This window comes from Pseudomonas thermotolerans DSM 14292, from assembly GCF_000364625.1.
Taxonomy (GTDB): Bacteria; Pseudomonadota; Gammaproteobacteria; order Pseudomonadales; family Pseudomonadaceae; genus Aquipseudomonas; species Aquipseudomonas thermotolerans.
The window spans coordinates 69,951-86,840 of sequence record NZ_KB822609.1 but is presented as its reverse complement, the minus strand read 5'-3'; the positions used below and the strand labels follow the sequence as shown (position 1 = coordinate 86,840).

16 protein-coding genes are annotated in these 16,890 nt (G+C 66.6%); 5 read left to right on the top strand and 11 right to left on the bottom strand.

Going from position 1 to position 16,890, the window contains the following annotated elements; translation table 11 throughout:
• Window position 1: 1 nt before the first annotated feature.
• From recX to H165_RS0110200, 3 genes are all read right to left on the bottom strand, one after another.
• Window positions 2-469 (bottom strand): recombination regulator RecX, encoded by a 468-nt coding sequence (gene recX, locus H165_RS0110210; protein WP_026146533.1) that lies wholly within the window; start codon window positions 467-469, stop codon window positions 2-4.
• An 8-nt stretch (window positions 470-477) separates the two neighbouring features.
• The gene (gene recA, locus H165_RS0110205; RefSeq protein ID WP_017938837.1) at window positions 478-1,533 is read right to left on the bottom strand and encodes a recombinase RecA; all 1,056 of its coding nucleotides are present in this window, start codon (window positions 1,531-1,533) and stop codon (window positions 478-480) included.
• An 86-nt stretch (window positions 1,534-1,619) separates the two neighbouring features.
• Entirely contained in the window at window positions 1,620-2,120 is a 501-nt protein-coding gene (locus H165_RS0110200; protein ID WP_017938836.1) for a CinA family protein, read from the bottom strand.
• Window positions 2,121-2,478: 358 nt separating this feature from the next.
• Here H165_RS0110200 and H165_RS0110195 point away from each other — a divergent pair, with 358 nt between their 5' ends.
• The 3 genes from H165_RS0110195 to H165_RS20150 all read left to right on the top strand — a co-directional run bounded on the left by H165_RS0110195 (window position 2,479) and on the right by H165_RS20150 (window position 5,231).
• Window positions 2,479-3,294, top strand: a complete 816-nt coding sequence (locus H165_RS0110195; RefSeq protein WP_017938835.1) for an ESPR domain-containing protein — start codon at window positions 2,479-2,481, stop codon at window positions 3,292-3,294.
• The gene (locus H165_RS0110190; RefSeq protein ID WP_155943603.1) at window positions 3,287-3,454 is read left to right on the top strand and encodes a hypothetical protein; all 168 of its coding nucleotides are present in this window, start codon (window positions 3,287-3,289) and stop codon (window positions 3,452-3,454) included. The genes H165_RS0110195 and H165_RS0110190 overlap by 8 nt, the downstream gene beginning before the upstream one ends.
• A 340-nt stretch (window positions 3,455-3,794) precedes the next feature.
• Window positions 3,795-5,231 (top strand): autotransporter domain-containing protein, encoded by a 1,437-nt coding sequence (locus H165_RS20150; RefSeq protein WP_081609347.1) that lies wholly within the window; start codon window positions 3,795-3,797, stop codon window positions 5,229-5,231.
• Between the two features lie 39 nt (window positions 5,232-5,270).
• Here the strand turns inward: H165_RS20150 and H165_RS0110180 are convergent, their stop codons facing one another.
• Window positions 5,271-6,596, bottom strand: coding sequence for a response regulator transcription factor (locus tag H165_RS0110180; RefSeq protein WP_017938832.1), 1,326 nt, complete (start codon window positions 6,594-6,596; stop codon window positions 5,271-5,273).
• 51 nt (window positions 6,597-6,647) lie between these two features.
• Complete coding sequence (locus H165_RS0110175) at window positions 6,648-7,916, bottom strand: winged helix-turn-helix domain-containing protein (protein ID WP_017938831.1); 1,269 nt, start codon at window positions 7,914-7,916, stop codon at window positions 6,648-6,650.
• Between the two features lie 299 nt (window positions 7,917-8,215).
• Here H165_RS0110175 and mutS point away from each other — a divergent pair, with 299 nt between their 5' ends.
• On the top strand, window positions 8,216-10,783 hold the full coding sequence (gene mutS, locus H165_RS0110170) for a DNA mismatch repair protein MutS (RefSeq protein ID WP_017938830.1): 2,568 nt from the start codon (window positions 8,216-8,218) through the stop codon (window positions 10,781-10,783).
• Between the two features lie 142 nt (window positions 10,784-10,925).
• On the top strand, window positions 10,926-11,249 hold the full coding sequence (gene fdxA / locus H165_RS0110165) for a ferredoxin FdxA (RefSeq protein WP_017938829.1): 324 nt from the start codon (window positions 10,926-10,928) through the stop codon (window positions 11,247-11,249).
• Between the two features lie 441 nt (window positions 11,250-11,690).
• Here the strand turns inward: fdxA and rpoS are convergent, their stop codons facing one another.
• The 6 genes from rpoS to ispF form a co-directional block, all read right to left on the bottom strand.
• Window positions 11,691-12,695 (bottom strand): RNA polymerase sigma factor RpoS, encoded by a 1,005-nt coding sequence (gene rpoS, locus H165_RS0110160; RefSeq protein ID WP_026146532.1) that lies wholly within the window; start codon window positions 12,693-12,695, stop codon window positions 11,691-11,693.
• Between the two features lie 99 nt (window positions 12,696-12,794).
• Window positions 12,795-13,706 (bottom strand): peptidoglycan DD-metalloendopeptidase family protein, encoded by a 912-nt coding sequence (locus H165_RS0110155; protein ID WP_017938827.1) that lies wholly within the window; start codon window positions 13,704-13,706, stop codon window positions 12,795-12,797.
• Between the two features lie 144 nt (window positions 13,707-13,850).
• The gene (locus tag H165_RS0110150) at window positions 13,851-14,528 is read right to left on the bottom strand and encodes a protein-L-isoaspartate(D-aspartate) O-methyltransferase (RefSeq protein WP_017938826.1); all 678 of its coding nucleotides are present in this window, start codon (window positions 14,526-14,528) and stop codon (window positions 13,851-13,853) included.
• Window positions 14,528-15,277 (bottom strand): 5'/3'-nucleotidase SurE, encoded by a 750-nt coding sequence (gene surE, locus H165_RS0110145; protein ID WP_017938825.1) that lies wholly within the window; start codon window positions 15,275-15,277, stop codon window positions 14,528-14,530. Before surE ends, H165_RS0110150 begins: the two co-directional genes overlap by 1 nt.
• The gene (gene truD / locus H165_RS0110140) at window positions 15,265-16,323 is read right to left on the bottom strand and encodes a tRNA pseudouridine(13) synthase TruD (RefSeq protein ID WP_017938824.1); all 1,059 of its coding nucleotides are present in this window, start codon (window positions 16,321-16,323) and stop codon (window positions 15,265-15,267) included. The genes surE and truD overlap by 13 nt, the downstream gene beginning before the upstream one ends.
• Window positions 16,320-16,793: a 2-C-methyl-D-erythritol 2,4-cyclodiphosphate synthase gene (gene ispF, locus H165_RS0110135; RefSeq protein ID WP_017938823.1), complete on the bottom strand. Its 474-nt coding sequence runs from the start codon at window positions 16,791-16,793 to the stop codon at window positions 16,320-16,322. Before ispF ends, truD begins: the two co-directional genes overlap by 4 nt.
• Window positions 16,794-16,890: the final 97 nt, after the last annotated feature.

Here is a 16,890-nt window from a genome sequence, read left to right as displayed (position 1 = left end):
CTCAGTCGTCGGCGCCGCAGCCGCGCAACAGGCGAGCGATCCACTCCTGGGGATAGCCGCGCTGGGCCAGGAAGCGTATCTGCCTGGCCCGCTCACGCGGCTCGGCTGGCAGCTGCCCAGCGAACCTGCGCCGCCAGGTCTCGGCCAGCAGCGCACGCCAATCGAGGCCACTCTCGCGCAAGGCAGCCTCGATGGCCGGCCGCGGCAGACCGCGCCGCGCCAGTTCCTCGCGGATGCGCAGCGGGCCATAGCCGGAACGGGCCCGGGACGAGATGAAGCTTTCCAGATAGCGGGCCTCGGAAAGCAGACCCTCCTCCGCCAGGCGGTCGAGAACGGGATCGATCAGCTCGGCGGGGGCGCCCCGCTGGCGCAGCTTGCGGGTCAACTCGACGCGCCCGTGCTCGCGGCGCGCCAGCAGATCCATGGCGAACCGCCGTACTGCGGCAGGGCTGTCGAGTACGGCGGTCATGGGCGGGCTCAGATGTCGATGTCGGCCAGGTCATCGGCCATGCTGGCGGCGGCCACGGGCGCGCCATTACCAGCGTTGTTGTTCAGCAGCTTCTCGCGGATCTGTCGTTCGATCTCGGCGGACACTTCCGGGTTGTCCTCCAGGTACTTGGCGGCGTTGGCCTTGCCCTGGCCGATCTTGTTGCCCTGGTAGCTGTACCAGGCGCCGGATTTCTCCAGCAGGCCCTGCTGCACGCCCAGGTCGATAATCTCGCCGCTGCGGTAGATGCCCTTGCCGTAGAGGATCTGGAACTCGGCCTGGCGGAACGGCGGGGAGACCTTGTTCTTCACCACCTTGACGCGGGTTTCGCTGCCGATCACCTCCTCGCCTTCCTTCACCGAGCCGATGCGGCGGATGTCCAGGCGCACCGAGGCGTAGAACTTCAGGGCGTTGCCGCCGGTGGTGGTTTCCGGGCTGCCGAACATCACGCCGATCTTCATGCGAATCTGGTTGATGAAGATCACCAGGCAGTTGGCGTTCTTGATGTTGCCGGTGATCTTGCGCAGCGCCTGAGACATCAGGCGGGCCTGCAGGCCGACGTGGGAGTCGCCCATCTCGCCCTCGATCTCCGCCTTGGGCACCAGGGCGGCCACGGAGTCGACGATGATCACATCCACCGCGTTGGAGCGCACCAGCATGTCGGTGATTTCCAGGGCCTGCTCACCGGTGTCCGGCTGGGAGACCAGCAGGTCGTCGACGTTGACCCCCAGCTTGGCGGCGTAGTCGGGGTCCAGGGCGTGCTCGGCGTCGACGAAGGCGCAGGTGGCGCCCTGCTTCTGGGCCTCGGCGATCACCGAGAGGGTCAGGGTGGTCTTGCCCGAGGATTCCGGACCGTAGATCTCGACGATGCGCCCTTTCGGCAGGCCACCGATGCCGAGGGCGATGTCCAGCCCCAGAGAGCCGGTGGAAATGGCCGGGATCGCCTGGCGCTCGTGGTCGCCCATGCGCATCACCGCGCCCTTGCCGAACTGCTTCTCGATCTGGCTCAGAGCTGCGGCCAACGCGCGCTTCTTGTTCTCGTCCATTGGAATCCTCACTGTTCAAAGAGGGCCTGCCGGCCGCCAACAACTGTATAAGTAGACAGTATTATTCCATAGGGCAAATCGCTCGCCTACCCCTGCAGCGGATTTTCTCCAGCGGCCAGACGAACGAGCCCGGCCAGGGCGGTTTCCGCGGTCTGCCGGCGCACCGCCGCGCGGTCGCCAGAGAAATGATGGCACTCGCTGTACAGCCGCTCGCCGTCGCCCCAGGCCAGCCACACGGTACCCACCGGCTTGTCCGGGGTGCCGCCGTCCGGCCCGGCGATGCCGCTCACCGCCACCGCGAAGCGCGCCCCGCTGCGTTGCTGGGCACCGCGCACCATGGCCTCGACCACCTCGCGACTGACCGCGCCGACCCGCAAAAACAGCTCCGCCGGCACGCCGAGCTGGGCGGTCTTCTGGGCATTGGAATAGGTGACGTAGCCGGCCTCGAACCAGGCCGAGCTGCCGGCGATGCGGGTGATGGCCTCGGCGATGCCGCCGCCGGTACAGGATTCGGCAGTGCTGACCTGGGCCCCCAGAGCCTGCAGTCGGGTGCCCAGCTCGCGGGCCAATTCGGTGAGGCGTTCCATGTGCGTCGCTCCTGCTGCGGGAAGTCCAAGAGGGTCCCATGCTAGCAGGTCGGCTCCAGCCGCTGCTCGTCAGCCGGCGATCGGAATCCGGCACATAGGTCGCCCATATCGGCAGCAGTTCCCAACCCAGCGGGCCGCTCGATACCGGGCCCGTCCGCATCCACGCGTGCAACATGCGTCCCATTCCGCACCGATCCCCCCCAGAGGTGGGCATGAGCCACCTCACCCCCTCCCTTTTTGCGTGCTGCCGGTCGCACGGGCTGGACACCTAGCATGGCCGCTTTCTTATGCCTGCCGCCCGGCCGGGAGATGTCGCCCGCGAAGAAGCGCGCAGGTCCAACGCAAGGGGGAGTAGTACGTGAACAAGGTATTCAGAAGCGTCTGGAACGCGGCAACCGGCACCTGGGTGGCGGCGCCGGAAACCGCTCGAAGCAGAGGCAAGGGCAATCGGAACGTCGTCGGCGCACTGGTCCTGGGTCCCGCCCTGCTGGCCGCCACCACTGCCGAGGCCGCCAGCTGCCTAGGCAATGTCTGTACCGGTGCTGGTCCGGGAGACAGCTACGACATCAACACCATCCTGGGCACCGATTACACGTTCAAGGGCACGATGGACGTTCTCGTGAACGGCAACGGCCAGATAGGAAATGGTCGGATCCTTGCCTTTGAAAATAATGCCAATCTGGTGCTGGAGCGCCACACCGCAATCCTTGCGGGCGCGCAGATCACCCTGTCCGACAATGCCGAGCTGAGCTTCAATCCTGCGGGTACTCCCGCGATCACCGGTACCGCCCCAGCCATCCTGGGAGGGAATTTCATCTTCGCAGATTCGGCCAGTCTGAATGCCAACGTGACTGGCGCCATCCAGTACGGCACCTTCTATTTCAATGATTCGAGCAGCGGCCTGAGCAGCGCGGCCGATGGCATCGTTGGCGGCACTTTCCAGCTTTACGACAACAGCAGCTTCCAGGCCGAAGCGAACAGCGTCAGCAACGCCGCTTTCAACCTGATCGGCAACAGCGTGCTCAAGATCAAGGACGCGAGCATGAGCAACACCAGCGTCACGCTGGCTGGCAACTCCAAGCTGCGCAACGTCGACACCACGGAAGCGTACAACGACATCAGTGTGAAATTCGCCAGCGCCGATGCCACCCTCGATGGGCGCCGGCATGCATGAGCTCACCACCGTAACCAGCGCGTCGCTGGGTGATGGTCGCATCCATTCCTCGTGGACAGGCGGCGTGGTGCAGCTCGAGATCGACGGGGATGGCACCAGCATCCAGCATAAGCTGTCGGCGAAGCTGCGGTCGGATCCCGGCAACTCCCGGTGCAGCTGAAGTTCAACGGCGGCAACTGGGAACTGCAGGGGCACAACAACAACAATGGTCGAATCCTGCTGCTGAACACCGACATGCATGCCATTGGCTATCAGAAACACATGACGATCGGCACCGGTTCCCGCCTGACCGGCGCAGGCCAGTACGGACAGCTGCTGATTGACGGCGGCACCTTCAGCCCAGGCCTGGGCACGGTCCAGGCGGACCATCTGGCGCTGACTTCGACCTATGAGGTCAGCGCACGCGACAGCTCGGCCGCCGGCAGCAGCAGCCGCATCGAAACCGACACCATGGCACTGGCCGATAGCGCCCGCATTCGCGTGCTCGCCGAAAGCGGTAGCTGGAACAGCCAACGTCAGTACGAGATCATCCGGGTCAACAATGGCTTCTGGATCGACCCACTCACGCCCGAACTGGTCACCAGCATCGATCCGGCCAACGTGACCGCCAACTTCGCCTACCTGACGCCGACCGTGACCACCGTGCCGGACGACAAGAACGATCCGGACGGCCCTGCCTCGGTCGTGCTGACGCTGCAGCGCAACAGCTCGGCTGGACAACCGCAAAGCCCGGTCAGCCCAAGCCAGCCGTCCCATCCGGGCGATGCCAGCGCGCCGGCCAACCCCGGCACCCCGATGACCTTCGCCAGCCTGGCCGAGACCGCCAACCAGCGCGGCGTGGCCAATGCAGTCGAATCCCTGCCCAGCAGCCACGAGGTCTACAACTTCGTGGAGACTCTGCCGGTCGGTGCACCGCCCGCGGTCTTCAACAGCCTCTCCGGCGAAGCCCATGCCAGCCTGCTGTCCATCCTGCCGAACCTGACCAGCCATGCCTACCGCTGGCCAACCTGCGCCACAGCCTCAACGCCGGCCTCAACCCGGCCGCGGCCACCGCCCAGGTCGGCGGCGTCCAGGGCTCCTCCGGCCTACCGGCCTTCGACAACAAGCCGGCCTGGGTCGAGCTGGTGGGCAACTGGCAGGACATCGACAGCGACGCCAACGCTGCCAGCCTGGACCAGCACAGCGCCGGCCTCTTCGTCGGCTACGACAACGAGGTCGCCGACAGCTGGTACCTCGGCGGCGCCCTCGGTTACACCAAGACCGACGCCGACATCGGCCACCGCGACAGTGAGGCCGACATCCACAGCTACAGCGCCACCCTCTACGGCGGCAAGGCCTTCGCCCTGGACACCCAGCGCCAGCTCAACCTCCTGGCCGGCCTGTCCTACACCTACCACGACATCGACAGCGAGCGGAAAATCCGCGGTCTCGGCCAGAAACTCGAAGCTGACTACGGCGCCCATACCGCCCAGCTGTTTGGCGAGGCGGGCTACCTGGTCGGCCAGCCGGACGGCCGCTTCGTCGAGCCCTTCGCCGGCCTGACCGTCAGCTACCTGGAAGCCGACGCCGTCCAGGAGAAAGGTGGCAGCGCGGCCCTGCACGGCGACAGCGAGAACGAGACTCTGGTTACCTCCAGCCTCGGGGTCCGCGCCCAGCCCCCCTATGAGCTGGGCAACTTCGGCGCCGTGCTGCGCGGCTCCCTGGCCTGGGAGCATGCCTTCGGTGACGAGCGCTTCGACCGCACCATGAGCTTCGCCGACGGCAGCCAGGACTTCCGCGTGCGTGGCGTCTCGATGGACCGCGATACCGCCGTGCTGGGCTTCGGCACCCAGGTCAACCTGAGCGCCACCGCCGCCCTCTCGCTGGACTACGAAGGCCGCTTCGCCAGCGGCATGCGCGATCACGGTGCCTCGCTCAAGGCTCAGTGGAACTTCTGAATCGAGGCTCGGGCGCCAGGGACGGTGCCCTTCTGCGGATCAGATCAGCAACAGCTCCCGGGCCCGGCTGATGGCCTGGGAGCGACTGGTGACCCCGAGCTTCTCGTGGATGCGCTTGCGGTGCCCCTTCACCGTACCTTCAGAAATGGACAGGCGCTGGGCGATCTCCTTGTTGGTCAGCCCCTCGGCCACCAGCACCATCACCTCGCTCTCCCGCGGACTGAGCAACTGCTGCCCGCTCAGAGCCGGCGTGCGGCCAACAGGATGCGGTGCCACCTGCTCCAGCCAGGCCCGCATGCCCTCGGGCAGCGGACGAGCGCGCTCCTCCGCCCACTGGACGATTTCCCGCAGGCCGTCGAAGCCCGGGCCCAGGGTGCGCCGCAGACCGCTGCGCGCCGACATCCCATAGGTGGCGAAGGCATGCTCGAGGGCCAGGCTGAAGCGCCGCATGGCGAAGCAGCTGCGCGCCATCAGCAGGTGATAGGTCAGCTGCCAGCGCCAGCTTTCCCGGCCCATCATGCTCGGGTCCAGGCGTGCCAGGTAGCTGGCGGCCTCGGAGGGCCGGCCAAGTTCCAGCATCAGGTGCGCGGAGGCCAGCACGGCCGGGACGTGGATGCTCAGCTCGTAGGCGCTCACCGGCTGACCATGCAGCAGGTTCTCCAACCCGTCGGACTGCTGCAGGAGCAAGGCCTCGCGCCAGTGTCCGGCACGGATGTACTCCTCCAGGCGGGTAACCCGCAGCAGTGCAATCAGGCGCCCCAGGCCACGCTCGTGAGCGAATACCTCGGCCTGGTCCAGCAGCGGCTGGGCCGCAGCCAGCCCACCCTGCAGCGCCAGGCTGGCCACCGCTGCGGCGAAGGCATCCGCGTACAGTGACGCCCAGCCGCTGGTATGGCGCACCCTGACCAGGGCCGGAAGCAGCAGGTCGAGGGCCTGCTGGTCCTCGCCGCACAGATGGTGCACCAGCCCGCGGGTCAGGCAGGCGCTCACCCACTCGTAGGTATCCCGCCCGGAATGGCTCAGGGCGTCCGCCAGGGCGGCCTGGGCGCATTCGCAGGCACTGCTCACGCGGCCCAGGGCCAGCAGGGCATGGGCCTTGTGGATGTGCAGGAAGATGCTAATGCGCGGGCGCTCCTCGCCCGGCGCCAGGTTCAGACCGATGTCGGCGGCAGCGATGACCGCCTCAAAGCGCCGCTGGTCGAACAGGCCGAAGGCCAGCAGCGATCCCCAACTGGCCGCCAGCACCGGCTCGATCACCAGCAAGCGGTCGACCTCCTGCTGCATCTTCTCCAGGAGCGCCGGGGTGAACGGCGTGTCCGCGATGGCCTGGAACACCACCTCGTAAAGGTGCGCCCAACTCGACACCTGCTGCTCCGCGGCGCCGGGGATGACCCGGGTGAAGCCTTCGGTCTGCCGTCAGGCCTGCTCGAACAGCGAGCGCGCCTCGCCCAGCCGTCCGGCCCGGATACGCTGGTACAGCTGGCTGATGAACAGCAGCGGAAACTGTCCTGCCTGCTCCACCGGCAGCATCTCCGTCAGCTGGATGCTGGGACCGCTGCCCAGATCCAGCACCACGGCGCCGGCACTCTCGATCAGCTTGGCGGCCACCGGTGGCTCGTCCAGGCTCACCGCATGGCGCACCGCCTCCTTCGGGTAGCCATTCTCGGCCAGCCAGCGGGCAACGAAATGGCGGAGCTCGCGGTAGCGCCGCGGGTTGAAGCGACTGAGCCGGGTCGCCAGGTATTGCCCCAGCGCCGGATTGACGTGTGCCCAACGCTGCCGGGCGTCTGCATAGCGGATCATCCAGCCATCGCGTAGCAGCTCGTCGCCCCCCCCCCAGTGACTGACGCCCGCCGGCAACGCCGCCACCAGTTCGGGGGTGAAGCGCTGCAGCACGCTCAGCTCCATGAGCGCCTCCAGGCGGTTGCCGGCCATGCCTTGGCAGATGTGGGTCTCGAAGTAGTCGGCCAGTTCCTCCGGCAACGCCGGCAACGATTGCGAACTGGCCAGATACTCATGGCAGAACTGCGGCGCACGCTGCAGGAAGCGCAGTCCCGCCGGCCAGCCATCGATGAAGGCATTGAGCTGGCTGACCTGTTCGCGGGCGTACTGCTCGCCGAGCAGCATCGCCGCCTCATCATCGTCCATGCGCAACTGGGCCGGCCCGATGACCCGAACTAACCCGCTCAGTTCGGCGCGCCGCAGGCTCGGTACCCGGAGCTGACTGGCAGCAAGCACCAGGCGACTGCCGGCCGGCACGCTGAGCACGAAATGCAGGAGCAGGTCCCGCGCCCGCGGGTCCTCCAGCCAGTGCACACCATCGATGAGGCCGCTGAGCGCGTCCGGCATCTCGGGCAGCAGCTCCGTCGCGGAACTGTCCGGCAGGACGAAGGCGCGGCTCAGGTGCTGGCGCAGGGTCGCCGGATCGTTGTCGGCATAGGACAGGCTGAGCCAGCACACCGCTTCGCCGGCCTCGGCGAGCTGCCGGTAGCACTCGCTCATCACCACCGTGCGACCGCCCCCCGGCGGACCGATCAGCACGGTGACCACGCCCTGGTTGTCCTTGAGCTGCTGAATCAGACGGGAGCGTGGCAACAGGTGCTGCATCAGCCGCGGGGGCTTGAAGCGGCTGCTGCGCGACGCCGCCTCCGAGGCGGGGCCAGACCCCCTTTCGATGCTGCGCACTCGGTTCTCCTTTCGGCTGGAAGCTGAAACGGGACTGCAACCCGTGAATGGTGAAGGGGCGAATCTTGAAACAGCACAGACTACCAGAGAGCCCGTCCCCCCCATGCCCACCTTTGGGTAGCCCCCAAGTGGAGCGAAGGCTCCTGACATGACATCCACCCCAGCGACGGAGTCCTTTCGAGAGGAACCGCCCATCAGCCACCTTGAGACCGACGCGTTTCCCAGAGAGCGTCGCAGGTGAAAGCCCGGGCGCCGATACCCTACACTACGCCTTTTTGCGATTTCAGCCGGACCCCAGCATGAGCGATCTGTCAGCCCACACCCCGATGATGCAGCAGTACTGGAGGCTGAAGAACCAGCATCCGGACCTGCTCCTGTTCTATCGCATGGGCGACTTCTACGAGCTGTTCTACGAGGACGCCAAGAAGGCCGCCAAGCTGCTCGACATCACCCTCACCTCCCGCGGTCAGTCCGCCGGGCAGAGCATCCCCATGGCCGGCATTCCCTTCCACTCGGTGGAAGGCTACCTGGCCAAGCTGGTCAAGCTCGGCGAGTCGGTGGCGATCTGCGAGCAGATCGGCGATCCAGCCACCAGCAAGGGGCCGGTGGAGCGCCAGGTGGTGCGCATCATCACCCCCGGCACGGTGAGCGACGAGGCGCTGCTCGACGAGCGCCGCGACAACCTGCTGGCCGCCGTGCTGGGCGACGAGAAGCTGTTCGGCCTGGCGGTGCTGGACATCACCAGCGGACGCTTCAGCGTCCAGGAACTGCGCGGCTGGGAGACCCTGCTCGCCGAGCTAGAGCGCCTGAGCCCTGCCGAACTGCTGTTCCCCGACGACTGGCCACAGGGCCTGCCACTGGAAAAACGCCGCGGCGCCCACCGCCGCGCACCCTGGGACTTCGACCGTGACAGCGCCTTCAAGAGTCTCTGCCAGCAGTTCGGCACCCAGGATCTCAAAGGCTTCGGCTGCGACGGCTTGACCCTGGCCATAGGCGCCGCCGGCTGCCTGCTCGCCTACGCCAAGGAAACCCAGCGCACCGCCCTGCCACACCTGCGCAGCCTGCGCCACGAGCGCCTCGACGACACCGTGATCCTCGACGCCGCCAGCCGCCGCAACCTGGAGCTGGACACCAACCTCGCCGGCGGCCGCGACAACACCCTGCAGTCGGTGATGGACCGCTGCCAGACCGCCATGGGCAGCCGCCTGCTGACCCGCTGGCTGAACCGCCCCCTGCGCCAGCGCGAGGTACTCGAGGCGCGCCAGGAAGCCATCAGCTGCCTGCTCGAGGGCTACCGCTTCGAACGAGTGCAGCCCTGGCTCAAGGAAATCGGCGACATCGAACGCATCCTCGCCCGCATCGGCCTGCGCAACGCCCGCCCCCGCGACCTGGCGCGCATGCGTGACGCCCTGGCCGCGCTGCCAGAGCTGCAGCAGGCCATGGCCGACCTGGAAGCCCCGCACCTGCAAGAGCTGGCGCGCAGCATCCGCACCTACCCGGAGCTCGCCGAGCTGCTGCAGAAGGCGATCATCGACAACCCACCGGCGGTGATCCGCGACGGCGGCGTGCTCAAGCGTGGCTACGACGCCGAGCTGGACGAGCTGCTGTCGCTCTCCGAAAACGCCGGCCAGTTCCTCATGGACCTGGAGGCCCGAGAGCGCGAGCGCACCGGCCTGCCCGGCCTCAAGGTGGGTTACAACCGCATCCACGGCTACTACATCGAGCTGCCCCGCGCCCAAGCCGAGCAGGCGCCAATCGACTACCAGCGGCGCCAGACCCTGAAGGGAGCCGAACGCTTCATCACCCCGGAGCTCAAGGCCTTCGAGGACAAGGCGCTGTCCGCTCAGAGCCGTGCCCTGGCCCGTGAGAAGCAGCTCTACGAGGAGCTCCTGGACATCCTCATCGCCCAGCTGGCGCCCCTGCAGGACACTGCCGCGGCCCTGGCCGAGCTGGACGTGCTGAGCAACCTGGCCGAGCGCGCCCTGAACCTCGACCTGTGCCGACCGCGCTTCGTCGACGAGCCCTGCATCCGCATCGAGCAGGGCCGCCACCCGGTGGTCGAGCAGGTGCTGACCACCCCCTTCGTGGCCAACGACCTGCAGCTCGACGACAGTACCCGCATGCTGATCATCACCGGCCCGAACATGGGCGGTAAATCCACCTACATGCGACAGACGGCGCTAATCGTGCTGCTCGCCCACATCGGCAGCTTCGTCCCGGCGAGCAGTTGCGAGCTGGCAGTGATCGACCGCATCTTCACCCGCATCGGCTCCAGCGACGACCTGGCCGGCGGCCGCTCCACCTTCATGGTGGAGATGAGCGAGACCGCCAACATCCTGCACAACGCCACCGAGCGCAGCCTGGTACTGATGGACGAGGTGGGCCGCGGCACCAGTACCTTCGACGGCCTGTCGCTGGCCTGGGCGGCAGCCGAACAGTTGGCCCGCCTACGCGCCTTCACCCTGTTCGCCACCCACTACTTCGAGCTGACCGTGCTGCCGGAGAGCGAGCCGGTAGTGGCCAACGTGCACCTCAACGCCACCGAGCACAACGAGCGCATCGTGTTCCTCCACCACGTGCTGCCCGGCCCAGCCAGCCAGAGCTACGGTCTGGCGGTAGCCCAGCTGGCGGGGGTGCCGGATGCCGTGATCCAGCGCGCCCGCGAACACCTGGCGCGCCTGGAAACCACCAGCCTGCCCCATGAGGCGCCGCGCCAAAGCCCCGGGCAGCCGGCGGTGCCGATCCAGAACGATCTGTTCGCCAGTCTGCCGCATCCGGTACTGGAGGAACTGCAGCGCCTGGACCCCGACGGCATCAGCCCGCGCCAGGCTCTGGAACTGCTCTACGCCTGGAAAGCAAGAATCTGACCCGCAACGCGCGCAACCCTGCTAGAATCCCGCGCGCTCAGGGAGGAACGGGACCACAAGCCTGGGACCCTGCGATAATTTTCCCGAGCACAGGAGCCCTTTTCCGTGATGGGCTCCCAGCCGTCTGAGGAGAAATCTGAAAATGACCTTCGTCGTCACCGACAACTGCATCAAGTGCAAGTACACCGACTGCGTGGAAGTCTGCCCGGTGGACTGCTTCTACGAAGGCCCCAACTTCCTGGTGATCCACCCGGATGAATGCATCGACTGCGCCCTGTGCGAGCCCGAGTGCCCGGCTCAGGCCATTTTCTCCGAGGACGAAGTGCCGGAGGACATGCAGGAATTCATCGAGCTGAACGCCGAGCTGGCGGAAGTCTGGCCGAACATCACCGAGAAGAAAGACCCGCTGCCCGACGCCGAGGAGTGGGATGGCGTGAAAGGCAAGCTCCAGTACCTGGAGCGCTGAGCCCTCGAAAAACGCTAAAGGCCCGCGCACTGCGGGCCTTTTCCATTGTCCGGATAAAAAAGAGGGGCGGTTTTTGGCCGCCCACCCTTCACTCCCTGATCCCTTTATATCCGGGCTCATCTTCCTGATGCATCGCATCATGCGATTTCCTGACCGCCACTCCCTAGCGGCCTGTGCCGGTCCCTCGACACGCCTTCAATACTACCCAGTCGCCGCGCGCCCTCAAGTCCCCACTCCCGCCACCCGGGCCCGACAAATCCCCATGCCGAAAAATAAAAATCCCTTGTAATTCATCAGGTTATATCTTCTGCTGAACAAGTCTTAGACTGTTTTCTGGCGCAAACCGTCGAGGCTGGCTTACACGCTTCGTAAGCAATTTCCTACAAACAAAAAAGAACCGGCGCAGGGCCGGTTCCTTTGACTGGAGGCTGGAGCCGTCGCTCACTGGAACAGCGTGTCGCTCGACAGCCCGTTCTTTTCAAGTATCTCGCGCAGGCGCTTGAGCGCCTCCACCTGGATCTGCCGGACCCGCTCACGGGTCAGGCCGATCTCCTGGCCGACCTCCTCCAGGGTGCTGCTTTCGTGGCCGCGCAGGCCGAAGCGACGCACCACCACCTCGCGCTGCTTTTCAGTGAGCTCGGACAGCCACTCGTCGATGCTCTGCGACAGGTCATCGTCTTGCAGCAGCTCGCAGGGATCGGTAGGCCGTTCGTCGGTCAGGGTATCCAGCAGGGTCTTGTCGGAATCAGGACCAAGCGACACGTCCACCGAGGACACCCGCTCGTTCAGGCCCAACATGCGCTTGACCTCGGCCACGGGTTTTTCCAGCAGGTTGGCGATTTCCTCGGCGGAAGGCTCGTGGTCGAGCTTCTGGGTCAGCTCGCGGGCGGCCCGCAGGTAGACGTTGAGTTCCTTGACCACATGGATGGGCAGGCGGATGGTCCGGGTCTGGTTCATGATCGCCCGCTCGATGGTCTGGCGAATCCACCAGGTGGCGTAGGTGGAGAACCGGAACCCCCGCTCCGGATCGAATTTCTCCACTGCGCGGATCAAGCCGAGGTTGCCCTCCTCAATCAGGTCCAGCAGGGAAAGCCCCCGGTTCACGTAGCGACGGGCGATCTTCACCACCAGCCGCAGGTTGCTCTCGATCATCCGCTTGCGTCCCGCCGGATCGCCCTTCTGCGCCAGGCGCGCGAAGTACACTTCCTCTTCGGGGGTCAGCAGGGGGGAAAAGCCTATCTCGTTGAGATAGAGCTGGGTGGCATCCAGCGCACGCGTATAGTCGATGTACTTGTGCTGCTTCGGCGCCGTACCTTTCGGCTTTGTGCGCTTGACGGGTGACTCGGCCTCTTCGCCCAACACCTCCTCAAGAGCGAAGACAGGTTCCATGAGGAGAACTTCGTCGTCAAAGTCAAACTCCGGCGCTTCAATTTTGTTGAGTGCCATTATTGTAAGTCCCTTGTTGAGTTCAACCGCGAACCCGATCGACGCCTCCTTGGCATCCCCGGGCTCGTCCGCCGACGCGATGGACGAATGGGACGCGGATCAACGCTTGGGCAGATACTGCAAGGGATCTACTGGCTTACCCTGGCGACGGATCTCGAAGTGGAGCTTCACCCGGTCCGTTCCTGTCGAGCCCATCTCCGCTATGGTCTGTCCGGCCTTGACCTGCTGTCCCTCCCGTACCAACAGCCTGCGGTTGTGACCGTAGGCGCTCACGTAGGTGTCGCTGTGCTTGATGATTACCAGCTCACCGTAGCCCCGTAAACCACTCCCGGCGTACACCACGGAACCATCAGATGCAGCGAAAACAGGCTGGCCTAATTCCCCAGCTATATCAATTCCTTTATTCAAACTACCGTTTGATGCAAAACGCGAGATGAGCGTGCCGTTGGCGGGCCAGAGCCATCCGGATGCGGAACGCGCCGAGGGCTGACTGACGTTCGCCGGCGTGCTGCTGGCCGTGGCGGCAGGGGCAGCAGGGGTAGCAGCCGGCGCCGGGGTACTCGGCTTTTGCTGAGTCGGCGTCTGGGTACGCGCCGTGGTGTTGGCCGGCGTGCTACTGGCCGGTTTCAAGGTATTGGCAGTGCTTGAGGCGGGACGGCTGGCCACGGCGCTGCCGGCAGCCGGCTGCCGGCCGTCGAAGCGGATCACCTGGCCGACGCGAATGATGTAGGGCGGTGCGATGTTGTTGCGTGCCGCCAGGGCCTTCCAGTCCCAGCCATAGCGGAAGGCGATGGAATACAGCGTGTCGCCACGCTGTACCACGTACTGGCCGCTGCTCACCGGCTGGCGGGGTGCCGACTCGGCGGCACGGCCGCCGCTGGTACGGTCCACCACCTGGACCTGTCCGGACGGCGAGCTGCAAGCGGCCAGAACGGCGCTGAGCACGGCTCCGCCGACGAGGCCCCGAATGCTAGTCACGCGAATCCCCTGCTGAATGGCTACGAGCCTCACCCCTGTCTCCCTTTCAGACGCCCCAGCGCTAGTGGCAGATCGAATCAAAAATACCAAATGAGAACGAGAACGCCATGCGTGTCCTGTCCAGGCCTGGCATCCCGGGCATGGAACAGGCATTGCGGCGAAAAGTCACCCGACCGCTCAAACGGCCGGCCCCTGAAGGAGCGGCACGAAGCGCACCATGTCCAGCAGATGCCGGGAAAACCCCTGCTCCTCGCGGATGATCAGCTGCAGCTGCTGCACGTCACCGGCCCCCACCGGGATCACCATGCGACCGCCCGGAGCCAGTTGGTCGAGCAGCGCCTGGGGCACTTCCGCCGCGGCGGCGGTGACGATGATGCCGTTGTAGGGCCCCAGGGCGTTCCAGCCTTCCCAGCCGTCGCCCCAGCGGAACACCACGTTGCGGATGTTCAACTGGGCCAGGCGTTCCTTGGCGCGCTCCTGCAGGGCCTGGATGCGCTCCACGGAGAACACCCGCTCCACCAGTTGGGCCAGCACGGCGGTCTGGTAGCCGGAGCCGGTGCCGATCTCCAGCACCTTGTCCAGCGGGCCGGCAGCGAGCAGCAGCTCGGTCATCCGGCCGACCATGTAGGGCTGGGAGATGGTCTGGTTGTGGCCGATCGGCAGGGCGGTGTCCTCATAGGCACGGTGCGCCAGGGCTTCGTCGACGAACAGGTGACGCGGCGTGCGGCGGATCACCTCGAGCACCCGGGGGTTGGACAGGCCTTCTTCGTAGAGCCGCTGGATCAGGCGCTCACGGGTCCGCTGCGAGGTCATGCCGATCCCGTGACGTTGCAATTCGTCGCGACCGTGAATCATCAGCGCAAACCTCCGAGCCAGGCATCCAGACCGCCGAGCGCTTCGTGACAGGTACGGTCAAGCTGCAGGGGAGTGACCGACACGTAGCCCTGCATCACCGCGTGGAAGTCGGTGCCCGGTCCGCCATCCTCGGCATCGCCGGCCACCGAGATCCAGTAGCCTTCCTTGCCGCGCGGGTTGACCGACTTGACCGGAGCCGCGGCGCGGGCACGGTGGCCCAGGCGGGTCAACTGCACGCCGCGGATGCGCTCCAGCGGCAGGTTGGGGATGTTGACGTTGAGCACGGTGCGTGGCGGCAGGTCCAGCTTGTCGTGAGCCTCCACCATGAGACGGGCGAAGTGCACGGCGGTCGCCAGGTTGTCCGGCTGCCGCGACAGCAGCGAGAAGGCGAAGGCCGTGCGGCCGAGGAAGCGACCTTCCACCGCGGCGGCCACGGTACCGGAATAGAGCACGTCATCCCCCAGGTTGGCGCCCAGGTTGATGCCGGATACCACCATGTCGGGCACCTCGTCGAGCAGGCCGTTGAGGCCCAGATGCACGCAGTCGGTGGGGGTTCCGTTGATGCTGATGAAGCCGTTGGGCAGGCGCTGCGGATGCAACGGACGATCCAGGGTCAGGGAACTGCTGGCGCCACTGCGGTCCCGGTCGGGAGCGACCACCACGCACTCGGCGTAATCCTCGAGCGCAGCATGTAGAGCGACGAGGCCGGGTGCGTTCACCCCGTCGTCGTTGGAAATCAGAATGCGCATGAATGATCCGTGAGTCCCGCCGGCAGCAGATCGACCAGTTCGCGCACCACGGCGGTGGCGAAGCATCCGGCTGGCAGGACGAATTCCAGTTGCAGTACGTCAGGGTCGGGATAATGCCACGTCAGGCCGTCGATGGGGAGGCGCAGGATGCGCCGTTCGTGCGCCAGGCCCGCTTCGCCCAGCCAGGCGCAGAGCACGCCTTCCCGGTCCGCCACGCCCTGCTCCAGCTCCCGTGTCGCCGCGACCGCGGGGGACTCGCCGAGGCCCCACAGCGGTCCGGTGGGATGCAGATCGAGGATCGCCAGGCGCGGGTCCGCGCACTCCGCTTCGCCGGCCGGGAAGAAGCTGCGGCTGTCGGTGAAGGCCAAGAGGTCGCCGACCTGCGCCCGGTTCCAGCTGCCGGCGGCGACCCGCTCGGCGAGCACCCGGTTGAACAGGTAGCTGCGCGCCGCGGAGAGCAGTCGCGAGCGCAGGTTACGCTGCGCCGGCAGCTCTCGGCGCGCAGCCCAGTCCCGGGCCTGCAGGATGTTGCCGCCATCGATGCCGAAGCGCTGCAGGCCGAAGTAGTTGGGCACCCCCTCGGCCCGGATGCGCCGCAGGCGCTGCTCCAGAGCCGCGCGATCGGCCTGCAGGCGGGTCAGGCGCAGGATGAAGCCATTGGCCGAATGGGCGCCGCGCTGCAGCTTGCGGCGGTGGCGGACGGCCTTGCGGATGGCCAGCTCCGGCCCCTCGGCAGCGGACAGGTCGGGATCGGCCTTGCCGGGCAGGTGCAGGCTGAACCACTGGCGGGTCAGCGCCTGGCGGTCCTTGAGGCCGGCGTAGCTGATCGCCCGCTGCGGCAGGCCGGCGGCGCGGGCCAGCCGACGGGCGGCCTCCTCGGTGTTCAGGCCGCGCTTCTCGACCCACAGCCAGAGGTGCTCGCCCTCCCCGGCCAGGTCAATGTCGAGCACCTCGTCCACCTGGAAGTCCTCGGCACAGGCCTTCAGCTGGGCCTGCCCGCAGGGCTCGCCATGGGCCCGCGGGCCCAGTAGTTGCGGTTCGTTCATGCCGGCAGCAACAGGGCCACGGCATGCACCGCGATGCCTTCGCTGCGGCCGGTGAAGCCGAGCTTCTCGGTGGTGGTGGCCTTGACGTTGACCTGGTCGAGGTCGACCTGCAGATCCGCGGCGATCAGCCGGCGCATGTCCTCGATGTACGGCGCCATTTTCGGCGCCTGGGCCACGATGGTGGCGTCCACGTTGCCCACCTTCCAGCCCTTGGCGGCCACCAGGCCGAGCACGTGACGCAGCAGCGCCCGGCTGTCGGCGCCCTTGAAGGCCGGGTCGCTATCCGGGAAGTGCCGGCCGATGTCGCCCAGAGCCGCCGCGCCGAGTAGGGCATCGCAGAGGGCATGCAGCAGCACGTCGCCGTCGGAGTGGGCGAGCAGCCCGAACTGGTGGGGAATGCGCACTCCGCCGAGGGTGATGAAGTCGCCCTCGCAGAAGCGGTGCACGTCATAGCCATGGCCGATACGCATGATGGAAAACGCCTTGCGGAAGTCGGGCGGCGATTCTAACCGAAAGCTTCCGCGCGGTGCGGCCGCTGGCTGCGGCGCCGGACGAAGCGCAGGCGCC

Coding starts and splice junctions, on each gene's coding strand:
- truD (WP_017938824.1), bottom strand. CDS start 16,323: ATGAACGAACCGCAACTACTGGGCCCGCGGGCCCATGGCGAGCCCTGC.
- H165_RS0110150 (WP_017938826.1), bottom strand. CDS start 14,528: ATGATTCACGGTCGCGACGAATTGCAACGTCACGGGATCGGCATGACC.
- rpoS (WP_026146532.1), bottom strand. CDS start 12,695: ATGGCACTCAACAAAATTGAAGCGCCGGAGTTTGACTTTGACGACGAA.
- ispF (WP_017938823.1), bottom strand. CDS start 16,793: ATGCGTATCGGCCATGGCTATGACGTGCACCGCTTCTGCGAGGGCGAC.
- recX (WP_026146533.1), bottom strand. CDS start 469: ATGACCGCCGTACTCGACAGCCCTGCCGCAGTACGGCGGTTCGCCATG.
- H165_RS0110200 (WP_017938836.1), bottom strand. CDS start 2,120: ATGGAACGCCTCACCGAATTGGCCCGCGAGCTGGGCACCCGACTGCAG.
- recA (WP_017938837.1), bottom strand. CDS start 1,533: ATGGACGAGAACAAGAAGCGCGCGTTGGCCGCAGCTCTGAGCCAGATC.
- mutS (WP_017938830.1), top strand. CDS start 8,216: ATGAGCGATCTGTCAGCCCACACCCCGATGATGCAGCAGTACTGGAGG.
- fdxA (WP_017938829.1), top strand. CDS start 10,926: ATGACCTTCGTCGTCACCGACAACTGCATCAAGTGCAAGTACACCGAC.
- surE (WP_017938825.1), bottom strand. CDS start 15,277: ATGCGCATTCTGATTTCCAACGACGACGGGGTGAACGCACCCGGCCTC.
- H165_RS0110190 (WP_155943603.1), top strand. CDS start 3,287: ATGCATGAGCTCACCACCGTAACCAGCGCGTCGCTGGGTGATGGTCGC.